This window comes from Spiroplasma syrphidicola EA-1 (assembly GCF_000400955.1).
In the GTDB taxonomy this organism is placed as follows: domain Bacteria; phylum Bacillota_I; class Bacilli_A; order Mycoplasmatales; family Mycoplasmataceae; genus Spiroplasma; species Spiroplasma syrphidicola.
In genome coordinates this window covers 515,915-527,729 of sequence record NC_021284.1, presented here as the reverse complement: position 1 = coordinate 527,729, position 11,815 = coordinate 515,915, and the positions used below count along the sequence as shown (strand labels likewise).

At 26.4% G+C, this 11,815-nt stretch carries 10 protein-coding genes; all 10 read right to left on the bottom strand.

Going from position 1 to position 11,815, the window contains the following annotated elements:
* Positions 1–1,260, bottom strand: a complete 1,260-nt coding sequence (gene hisS, locus SSYRP_RS02485) for a histidine--tRNA ligase (protein WP_016340729.1) — start codon at positions 1,258–1,260, stop codon at positions 1–3.
* Positions 1,261–1,532: 272 nt separating this feature from the next.
* A complete protein-coding gene (locus SSYRP_RS02480; RefSeq protein ID WP_016340728.1) occupies positions 1,533–2,270 on the bottom strand; it encodes a hypothetical protein in 738 nt (245 codons plus the stop codon).
* A 281-nt stretch (positions 2,271–2,551) separates the two neighbouring features.
* On the bottom strand, positions 2,552–4,051 hold the full coding sequence (locus tag SSYRP_RS02475; protein ID WP_016340727.1) for an Mbov_0401 family ICE element transposase-like protein: 1,500 nt from the start codon (positions 4,049–4,051) through the stop codon (positions 2,552–2,554).
* Positions 4,052–4,202: 151 nt separating this feature from the next.
* Entirely contained in the window at positions 4,203–7,100 is a 2,898-nt protein-coding gene (locus tag SSYRP_RS02470) for an Mbov_0399 family ICE element protein (protein ID WP_016340726.1), read from the bottom strand.
* A 3-nt stretch (positions 7,101–7,103) separates the two neighbouring features.
* Complete coding sequence (locus tag SSYRP_RS02465; protein ID WP_016340725.1) at positions 7,104–8,429, bottom strand: relaxase/mobilization nuclease domain-containing protein; 1,326 nt, start codon at positions 8,427–8,429, stop codon at positions 7,104–7,106.
* The gene (gene dnaG, locus SSYRP_RS02460) at positions 8,416–9,453 is read right to left on the bottom strand and encodes a DNA primase (RefSeq protein ID WP_016340724.1); all 1,038 of its coding nucleotides are present in this window, start codon (positions 9,451–9,453) and stop codon (positions 8,416–8,418) included. Before dnaG ends, SSYRP_RS02465 begins: the two co-directional genes overlap by 14 nt.
* 120 nt (positions 9,454–9,573) lie before the next feature.
* Complete coding sequence (locus SSYRP_RS02455; RefSeq protein ID WP_016340723.1) at positions 9,574–10,125, bottom strand: hypothetical protein; 552 nt, start codon at positions 10,123–10,125, stop codon at positions 9,574–9,576.
* A gap of 93 nt (positions 10,126–10,218) precedes the next feature.
* Positions 10,219–10,563, bottom strand: coding sequence for a hypothetical protein (locus SSYRP_RS02450; protein ID WP_016340722.1), 345 nt, complete (start codon positions 10,561–10,563; stop codon positions 10,219–10,221).
* Between the two features lie 252 nt (positions 10,564–10,815).
* A complete protein-coding gene (locus tag SSYRP_RS02440) occupies positions 10,816–11,106 on the bottom strand; it encodes a hypothetical protein (protein ID WP_016340721.1) in 291 nt (96 codons plus the stop codon).
* A gap of 29 nt (positions 11,107–11,135) precedes the next feature.
* Positions 11,136–11,738, bottom strand: coding sequence for a hypothetical protein (locus tag SSYRP_RS02435; protein WP_016340720.1), 603 nt, complete (start codon positions 11,736–11,738; stop codon positions 11,136–11,138).
* Positions 11,739–11,815 lie beyond the last annotated feature (77 nt).

The following is an 11,815-nucleotide window of genomic DNA, read 5'->3' as shown; positions in this document are numbered from 1 at the left end:
TTAAGCTTTTCCTTTCATTAAAACATTAATAATTTTTTCAAATTTAACTTCATGTTCTTTCCCTGTTGCTTGATTTTTGATTTTAACAACATTTTTTTTCAATTCTTCATCCCCAATAATAATGACATTTTTTGCTTTTAGTCGCTCTGAAGACTTAAATTGGGCTTTAACACCGCGATTTAAATAATCAGTATCAGCACAAAGGCCATTACTACGTAATAATAGTAATAATGAACTAGCAAAATAACGGGCATGTTCTGATAAAACAATAACATAGACATCTAATTCATCTTCAGTTGCTAACTTAATTCCATTTTTAGCAAGCGTTAATAAAATTCGTTCTAATCCCATCGCAAAACCAACGGCTGGATAATTTAATTGTTGGTCAAATTCATTAATTAAATGATCATAGCGACCCCCACCTAATAATGTTAATTCTTTCCCCTCTTCGTCTAATGTTGTCATTTCAAAAACAAGGGAAGTATAATAATCAAGCCCTCGAACTAGCTTATGATCAAGTTCAAAAGGAATTGCTAGTTTATTTAAGACATTTTGAATATTATTAAAATAAGTTGCTTCTTCTGGTGATAAGTATTCATGAATTTTTGGTGCTAAGATAAATTTGTCATGATCAATTTTACAATCTAGGACGCGTAAGGGGTTATTAACTATTCTTGTTAAACAATCATCGCATAATTTTTCATTACTTAAAAATTCTTTTAACGCTGCGATGTATTTAGGACGACTATCAGAATCAGTTAGACAGTTTAATTTTAATGTTACTTGTTCTAATCCTATTAGTTTTAACAGATTATATCCTAAGAGAATTACTTCCACATCTAATAAATAAGATTTAACCCCTACAACTTCTGTTCCAAATTGATTAAATTGGCGTAAACGACCATGTTGAGGACGTTCATAACGAAACATACTACCGATATAAAATAATTTTAACGGTAATTCATATTTACCATATAATTTATTTTCAATAATACTACGGACTGTTGGAACCGTTCCTTCTGGACGTAGGACAAATTCTCGCTCTTTTTTATCTAATAATTCAAACATTTCTTTACTAACAATATCGGTTTCAGTTCCAATTGAACGAACAAATAAATCTTTGCCCTCAAAAATTGGTGTTCTAATTTCATGAAAATTATATTGACTAGCAATATTTCGTAAAATTAATTCTAAGGCTGTTAATTCTTTAGCATTTTCATAATAAATATCTTCGGTTCCCCGTGGACGTTGTAATTTCATCTTTTTTCCTCCCTTAAAATAAAAACTAAAAGATTAATAGGAACGATTATCTCGCGGTGCCATCCCATTTCATTATCTTTTAGTTAATGCGCTTATTTACTATTATTATTTAGTTGTAACCAAAATTTGTCAAAATAACTATTTTAAGTAATAAGTTTCACCAAATCTTATCTCTCTAAAAAATAAAATAGCTAAAATTATTTTAGTTTTACATCTTTATTATATCGTAATTAATAAAAAAAGAATAAAAAAACATACTATTTTTAGGATGTTTATTTTTTATCATAATATTTATTTCATGTTGGTTCTTCAATTGGTTGATCATTAACATTTAAATTAGGACGTTTACTAAAATCTATTCCTTCTTCATTAAGATTGTTGATTTCTTCTTCCTCTGATAATAACATATTTTCAGGACGATTACGATTTTGTAATGATTGGATTTGCATTCTAATTCTTGACATTGCTAATTTACCATCTTTAAATTCAATCATTCATTGAATTGGTAATTCATTTAAGTCAATTCCATCAAAATCACGTGTTAACATTAGAATTAAACTAACAAATTTGCCAAATCCTTCTTCGCCTTTTCATTGGTTTGTTTCAATTGTATTATGAATTAAATTATTATCAACAATATCAAAACTTGATGAATGATGCTCAGTAATTCGATCAGCTCATTCTGATTCAGCAATCAAATAGAAACCTGTTGCTAAATTACAATTTAACAAATGAATGTCATTTTTAAATAACGAAATATTAAATTTATCTGAATCAATTGCACTAATACTAATTATAAAATCATCTAACGAAACAACATCACTTAACCATTTGAAAATTCCTTGCATGTAACGGAAAATAAACTTAATTTTATTTGAAGAATAGACAATAGTTTTTCAACTACCATAGTCAAATTGATATTCAGCATTAGCTTTCACATTTCTAATATTTTCTTCTGGTTCTAAGGAAATAAATTCTGGAATTTTCAGAACTATCATATCTTTTTTCATCTAGGAATCCCCTTTGTTGTATTTAATAAAATATACTTAACGTTAATATTATATCATAAATTTTTCAATTCTTAAATTCTAACTTCTCTGACGATGGAATAAATTATGTGGTTGTTGAGGCATATTTTTAAATGCTTATTTTTACATTATAAGCATTTAGAAGATGAAAAATCTTATTTACTTATATTTATTAAACCATTTTTAGCAAAAATTACAATACAAAAAAGTACTAATTTTATAAATTAGCTAATATTTTTTTATTAAAGCTTTAAATAAATATGTTAGTTTTTAGTACTTAAAATACCTCGAACTGCCCTAGCAAATGAGCTAGTTCTTGATTTTAAAATTGGCACAGAACCTTGCTTTGGAATATATTCTTCATCAATATTGTTCTTTACTCAAATATTTTGGAAAAAATAATTCTTTCTAGCTTTAATTTCATCATTATAATCATTGATAATAATATCAATTGGATCTCATCCATTTACTTTGGCCATTCTCATGCTTAACATATTGGAAAATGTTGTTTTACTATATGCCTTTGCCCCGTATGATTTTAAAGACTTAACATTATGGGAAATTTGCGATTCAGTTTGTGAACCAATATAGTATTCTTTACTATAATTATTAATTCCTTCTTTGTTATTTTTAACATATTTTAAAAGTTCTTGAATTTGAACATTTTTATGTCTTAAAAACACAAATTTATTTTGATAAAGTGGTGTTAATAAATCTTCAATATATTTTATTAAATTAGTTACATCACCATTTTTAATAAATGCTTCCAGGTCATAATATATTGCTCGCTTTTTAATTTCGATTGAATTTAAATAACCTTTTATTTTTAGTTTAAACCTACGAAAACTAAAACATTGATGTAAATACTTTTTTAAATGAAATTCATCTAAAACAATATCGCCATGAAGTTGTGATGCCGTTGTTTTAATTCATGTCGCCCCATCTCCAAGAATAACAACTTTCTTATCTTTTAACTCATAGTTTTCATTTAGAAACTTATACAATTTTTGATCATAATTGTATAATTCATTTTTCCCTTTGTCATTTAAAATCATAAATAATTTTTTATCTTTTAAAACTCTACGATTATTAATTGACTTTTTTTTATCAAAACCGGTATGAGCATATGCCATCCGGATTGTACTTTTACTAATTTCTTTCTTTCGTAATTTTTTGTTGTAATTAAAAATATTGGTGTATGTATCATCAATGCCGACATACAAATATTTTTCTTTGAACTTAATTTTTTTCTTATCAAAATTAGAACAAAAATTATTATACTCTTGCAAATTAATACTTCGGTTAATGTTTGAAATTGTCATTAATGAAATTTCTGAATACTTATATTTATCTAAAATATCCCGGTAGCGTTTACCACTATCAAGTTCTTTTAAAATTTTAACATATAAATCAAAATGTAGGCGTTGATAAGGTTTACGGCCAATTTCAACATCTAACAAAAAAACATATTTATGTTTATACTCTTTTCGATCATAATAACGAAATCTTGTTCTTTCATAAGTAACTGGTCCTCATTCAGTAATTAAAGTGGCTGGACGCTTACCATAAAGAATATATCCTTTATTATTATTTGAGTATTTTCTACGTAAATGTAAATCCAATTCTTCATAATGTTCTTGAATAGCTTTTCTAGTTTTATTTTTAACTTCTTCTTCAAAATTCTTAAACATTTCAATTTGTTTAAAAATATTTTGTGAATAGTCATTTTGATACAAAGAAAAATTAATACTATTTTGGTACATAATATTTTTTACCCCTATTCTGATCTGATTGAATCCTAATATTTTGTTTTCTTTGATACATTCTGTAATCTATAATTTTCTGTAAATAGTTATTTTTATCTTAACATAAAATAAAAAAATCCTATTTAATAAATAGGATTAAATATTTTAGTTATCTAATTTTTTTACGTCGGCGAATAATAAACCATGTCATAAATATTCCTAAACCTACAATTGGCAATAAAATTATTGGTAATAACCATGATAAATATTTATGTTGGGAATTAGCATGCGGTTTATTTGGGTCTGGTGGCGTTGGAGGGTCTGGGGGAACAATTTCAGACTCAGAATCATTTATCAATGTATATTCTGAATAACCTGTTGTTTTATCACTTGTTGAAGCTGAATAAATGAATAGTTTTAAAGTTGAAACAGAAGTTTCTGCCTTTAAAAATTCATTTAAAACAGCATCTGATAAATCTCCTGGTGTATTTGCATGTGTTTCGGGATTTTCATCAGGAATTTTATTTGCTGAAATTCCATAGTCTTCATTTAGATCAATATCATTATATTTATAGCTAGTCATGTAGTTTTCAACATCTTCATAAATTCAATTTCTTAATTGTTCAGTACTAAACTTAGAAAAATTATATTGATAATTTTTAAACTGAATTGCACTTAAATCATAACTAGTTTCTGGATTATAAGTTGAGGAATTACGGATTGACAAAGTCGCGTTACCAATTAAAAGTGTTGAAGTAACTAAAGTATTAACTGAAACTGTTAGAAATTGTGGATTATCTTTATTATTTAGCAAAGGTTCAAACCCGGATGCATCAACTGTAATATCTTTACCATCAGGGGTTTGAATTTGATAATCAATTCCAAGAATGGCTTTATTGGTAAATTTGTTAATGTATTTTTTAACTTTATCAATAATTGCATCACGAATAGGATTAACTTCTTCTTCATTTAATTTTAAAACATCTATATTACCGCTAATATCCTTGTAGTTTTCAGGAGTTGGATTTGGCGGAATTTTTTGGGCAATAATATCACTTGTATAATCTTTTCAATAAGCGGCAACTTGTTCATAATTCAATTGCGCAATCCCGGTAGAATCTAAATTCTTATAAGTGGATAAATAATTTTTTAAATGAACACCATGAATTGTTGTTCAAAATTCGACTGCTTGATTATTTTCAATAACATCTAAAAAACGGGGGTACTGATTTTGATATTCAGGACCAATAATAGCATATTTTTGTGCCGTAGTTTTGTCAGACATTTCTACTGTATAATGTCAAATTCCACTATCTGATCAATACTGCGTTGCTGAGTTTGAAGTTATTTTTTGGTTTCTTTGTCTATCATTAGGAGTTTCAAAAGCTTTAAATGATTTTTCATCAATCCCTTCCCGGTAAACATTTTTTATTGCTTCACTTGAAAAAGTCTGGTTTACCCCTTTTCCAACAACTGAACCTTCGGCAATAAAACCTAAATCATATTCTTCTGGATTCTTTTCTGGGTTTATAACTTCCCCATTTTTATTTAATGGATCTAACGGAAAAGGCACAGTTGATTTTTGTTTAACTCAAATTATTTGTGTTTTTGTCCCAGTATCCGGATTGATTTCTTTATCATATTTAGGATTAGGTTGTCCATTTTCCAAATTCGGAGTAATTAATTCTTTTTGCTTTGGATTGTGTTCTGGATCTCATGCATGCCATTTTAGCTTTAAATTTGGTACTAACGTTTCAATAACAATATCAATAGTATACATAATATCATATTCACTATCTTTATGGCGGATTACAATGGAATAATCATTTTTTTCTTCGCCCTTAATACGATTATCTTCTAGTGTAGCAATAAACTTATTATCTAAAACATCAATTTTGACGCCATTTATTTCAACTCATTCGGGATTAACTGTAACATCTTCTGCTTGCTCTAAAGCATCAAATTCTAATCCAACTGTTGTGTGATAACGTCATTTACCCCCATAATTCTTTGAAGTATCAGGTGGAGCCAATTGTTCAGGTGCATCTGTAACCATTCCTTTTGTTGAATCATCTGGATTAACTACTTTACCAGGTAAAATATGCAATCGTTCATTCAACTCATTACTTCAATAGTCTTTTGATAACGTAATTTTTATTGGTGTTTCAAATGACCAAACTTCTTGCTGATTAGTAGTAGGATTTTTAAATTTAATAATAGTTGTTGCTTTTCGTGTTAAATCACTAAAAGAATACGGTTGAATATATTGTTTTCAATCATTATATTCATTTCCCAAAACATTTGAAATTTTAGCGCTTAATAGTGAGGTTAAATCATTATTTTTACCTGTTGGGTCTTTAATATTACGTTGGTCAATTAGACTTCCAGAGTAATTTGAAACAAAGTTAATTTCATTAGATAAAGCAATTGATAAATTATTCTTTATAGAATTTAAATTTCATTTTGATGAAACAATACCTCCATTAAAATTAATGTATGCTTCTGATCAAATAGATCCTGTTCCAGCTTGATGTGCTTTTGTTCACAAAAAAAATCTAAATTGGATTAAAGTTCCAGAAACAATTGCATCTCAATAGACTCCTGATTGATCATAAGAACCAAAAGTAAAGTTTTTTGATGTATATACAAGACAATAGGGAGACCCACTTGCTCTTAAAATATCATCACTATGTCAACTTGATATCTGTTCAAGATTTGCAATAGTTATAGAGACATCCCCAAAATCCTTTCTCCCGGCTTCTTTTCCATCAGCATAACCAGAAGTATATAAAGTAATAGTTTTATAATATTGTTTAAATTCTTCTCATGAATCAGCATAATTTATTCATGTAATAGATGTATATCCAGGATACCCCTTTTTTTCTGAATGATTTAAGTTACCTTCTTGTCTATTACGCTCTTCTGCTTTTGTTGATATTTTAATATCTGGGTGAAATGGTGTTCCTTTTAAATTACTATATAATGAAATTATTTGATGTGTTGTTAATGATAAAATTGGTGCTGTTAATAAAGTTGATGCTGTGATAATTGATAATAATACTTTCAAAGTTTATTCCCCCTTTGCTTTGATTTCATAACTATTAACGTTATGAATTTCATTCTGTAATTGTCTAAAATTATTCATGGCATTTTGCATTGCACCACCAAATTGTTGAGATAATTCATAAGTCAATTTTGATAATGAATTATATTTTCAATTAAAAGGTTTGTTTATTCCCTCATATAATCCTGGCGGATATTTTGCTTTTCTTGCTCGCTTTGGTTTAAAGTATAAAGTATTTAAAAATGCATTAGATAGTCTTCGATATAATCCATCACCATAAATTTCTTTTCAATATCATTTATTTGCTTTATCAATAGCTGTTTTATTATTTTCACTATCCTTAATTAATTGATCACGGTGAGTTTGTAAACTTATTACATAGTCATCAAACTGAAATTTAAGATCATCATTATTCTGAATTACATAATTAACAATATTACGAAGTTGTAGTTGTTTTTCGGGAGCAGTTTTATATAACTCTCCATATTTAAAATGCTTACCATTCTTATGGATTGGAACATCTGTTAAATAAGTTTTAATTAAATTAGTTAATTCATCGGAATTATTTTTAATATCATTATGAACTTGCATCCTAAATTTTGGTGTTATTTCATCTCGCTTTGTTCGTAACTCTTTAAAAAATTCTCTTCTATTTTCAACATATTGCTGAGTTTGAAACCGAAAATATTCATTAGCTTCTTCTGATATTTTACCCATTTCACGATACTTAAATTCCTTACCCCCTTTTGCCAATGATTTTGGCTCTTTTTCCATAAACCCAATATGAGCATGAATATTTTCAGTATTGTCATGGACAACAAATCAATAGTCTAAATTGTTTGGATCTAATCCAGCTTTACGAAAGTATTTTTTAATATTAGAATCAATTACTTCAGCAATTTGTTCACGATTATGCAAATTGTATTCCTTTTCAAAATCATTTGAAAAACTTAATACACAATCCCACAGTAATTGATTTTCTTCAAGATTTTTTATTTTGCTACTCATTTCATCTGCTTGTGCTGGGGTTAGTTTTTTGCCATTAGCATAAATTCCGGTATCTTTTTTATCTTCACTTTTAGAAATTTCATTAATTTTTTTAGTATAGTCTTTTGCTGATTCAGCATTTTTTAAGTTTTTTAGTTTATCATTATTTAAACAGCATTTACATAATGCTTCTGGTCTAGTAATGTATTTTCAATAATCGCCGCTTTTATAATATTTTCGTTTGGACTGAAATTTTTCACTGTTTTTTGAAAACCGAATTATCTTTCAAATTACCGGGACACTTTGATCAGCATGCTTATACCCGCCAGTTTTATTCAAGCTCATATTCCGCCTCATTTTTGTATAATTGTTTTAATAAATCGAAACTCTTGCTTTGACAAATTTCATCAGCATCTTTATACTGACTATTATTTTTAATTACGTTCACAGTTATTCCTGCATTTGCCAATAAGTTATTTATTTTTTCACTAGCTAGTCTTCCTGGATTATCATTATCTAGAAAAACATTAACTTTATCAAAACGCTTTGATAGTATGGAAATTTGATTTCTTGATAAATTAGTTCCCATTAAAGCAACTGCTGGAATTCCGTTTTGGGCCAATGAAATAACATCCATATAACCTTCAACAACCGTAATTTCTTTTTGAAATTCCGGAATTTTATTTAAATTAAATAATATATTACTTTTAGTAAACACATCTGTTTCTGCTGAATTAAGATATTTTATTTGACTTGTATTTGTTAAATCTCTGCCAGAAAAACCAACAACTTGATTGTTTTCATTTTTAATCGGAATCATAACACGTTCTTTAAAAACACTGCACAATTCATCTTTATAGTTTAGTCTAGCTAAATTAGCTTTAATTAATTCTTCTTGGCCATAACCTTTTTTTAGTAAAAAGTTAATTAGATCATCATTATTGGAATATCCTAAATCAAATTCATCAATTGTTTGTTCAGAATATTTTCTATTAAGTAAGTATTCTTTTGCTGTTACGCCACTTATTGTATTTAGACTATTTTTGAAATATAACATGGTTAAATTGTTCAATTGATATAATTTATCTTTTTCAGTTTGAGGGACTAGTTTTGCCTGTGTAATTGTCTGTTGCTGATCTAAATTATATTTAACTGCAATTAATTGCTTAGCTTCATTAATTGAAAGATTTTCTATTTTAGCAACAAAATATTCAACTGTTCCACCAACATTGCAAACAAAACAACGCCAAACTTGTTTTTCTACCGATACTGATAAACTAGGATGCGAATCACTATGAAAAGGACAAATTGCAACATAATTTCGCCCTCTTTTCGATAATTTTAAATAATCACGAAATACCTCTAACATATTTATTTACCTTTATTAATATTTGTCCTTTACCAAATAAAAAAACACATGCATACGATAAAAATCGTAGCATGTGTCATTTGGTCATCTACACAAATATTATACTATAAAAATGAAATATTAATAATTATAATATATATCATTTTTACCATGTTTTTTAAATAAATTTATAACATCCTTTTTTAAATTTTCTTGTAAATTAGTTTCATTAATAATACTTATTTCTTTAATCTGATGTTGTCCATTATTATATTGTTTTTTTATAGATATATTTTTATTTTCTAATAATTCATAATGTTTATATAATTCATATACAATATTATTTTTTAAATTTTCATTTTTAAAAATATTATAAACTGTCATTAGCATTAAACAGATATTTTTATATTCTTTTGATTTATCAATAGCAGAATTAAAATGTCTAATCTCTTTTTTATTCATTTTTATTAAATTATTTGTATTTTCTTTTATTATATTAAAATCTTTATCTAAAAAATCAAAAATTCCATCTAAAAATGATAAAACTATTTCTGGTACTGAGTCAGTTTTTTGTTTTTGCAATAAATCTAAATATCTATCTGCTGATTCAATTAATATTAAATTTGCTAAGTTATCTAATAATTGATTTTTAAGAGTTTCATTAATCAATAATTTATTTGTTCCTTTTAACATCTGTATCACCTTTTTTGATTAAATCCTATAATTGTTTCTTATATGATATCATACATATTTTATAATATTTTAAAAATTAATTCAATATTTAAATTATTTTTTAGTTTTTGTACCTTTATGTCCTTTTCTTAAAGTTTCATGATATTTATGAGGATTAGGATATTTTCTCATAATCTCTTCTCTTCTTTTTTCTTTTTCATCTTGAACTTGCATCTTTATTCTCTCTGTAATACTTTGTTGTTTTAATTTTTCACGATCATTTCTTAATTGTTCAATAGTAATTTTAGCATTATATTCGATTTGTTTTTGCTTTGTTTTTTCTTTTTCTTGCTTTATTTTATGTCAACCTCTAACACACCAAATTATTAATCAAATTAAGGCAGTTAAAGCACCACCACCACCAAATAAACTTATTAAAATTACAACTCAAGATTCCATTAAAAATACCTAATTCCTATTATATTTTTTAATTTAATAACTATTTTTATTATTACACAATTCTTTTAATATTTTGCTATTTTTTATTAATATTCTTTAATATCCAACATCCTAAAATTAATAATATAACTCCTAATGCTGATATACTAATCATTGATCCAATTGAACTTATCAACTGTAATATTCCAAATACAATCAAGCCTATTATAAATGTATAAATTATTAAAATAATTAGTTTTGTATTTGTTTTCTTTATTCCCCCATTCATTTTATTTCGTAGTTATCTCTTCAAAATTGAATAGCTTCTTTTAACAGATCTGCTTTAATTTCATAATAACCTTTACCACTTGGCCCTCTTTTATATTCCACAAGGGCGGGTGGTTTGTACGTTAGTTTTTTATCCCCTCAATTATTTCAATGCAATAAGTCGTTTCGATAAGCTTGCCAAGATTTAGTTGCTGAATTATATTCTGCTTTATTAAGAAATTCAATCATTCTTGCATATCAATTATGTTTGATATGAACTTTATTTATTGTTGCCATAATTAATATCTAATTAAATTGTGAATAAATTAGTATTTTACTCCTATTTTTTTAAGTTCCCTAAAAAGTTCCTCATTTTTATCTTTACTTCAAATTCCAGCCTTTTCATTAAAGATAAATGAAGATAATAAAGGTACATGTATATTCATATCAACTATTTTTTTTATGCATTTTAGATAATCTGCTTTATACGGTAATACTACTTCAATTACTTTTTTCTTTCATTCTTGTTTATAAACAATCCCACTATAAATATCATTTAATTCTGGAACAATAAAATTAGTAATTCCGCCAATGCCACATATTTGACCATAATTTTGCTCTACATTAGGATATTCAACTATTTTAATATGTAATACTAAATGCTCTAATAAATTACAATATACTAATCTATCAGCTTTTTGATAATCAAATGAGTTTAATCGCGCATGATCTGGTGTAGAAAGTAAAATTGCTTTATCTTCATCAATATGATGAATATATAATCCTTCTTTACCTCTAGTTATTCCTGGAGTTTTTTTTATACAGTCTGCATCTAAAAAATAATCTTTTGGTACTGAACCGTATTTTTTTAAAAGACTATCTACACATTCATCATATGTCATAGATAATAATTCTTCTATATAAGACATTTTATTATTTCTCCAATTCTACTTTTTAATTTAAATATTTATAAAATTTCGTTTTCTATGTTTAATACATGTATAAG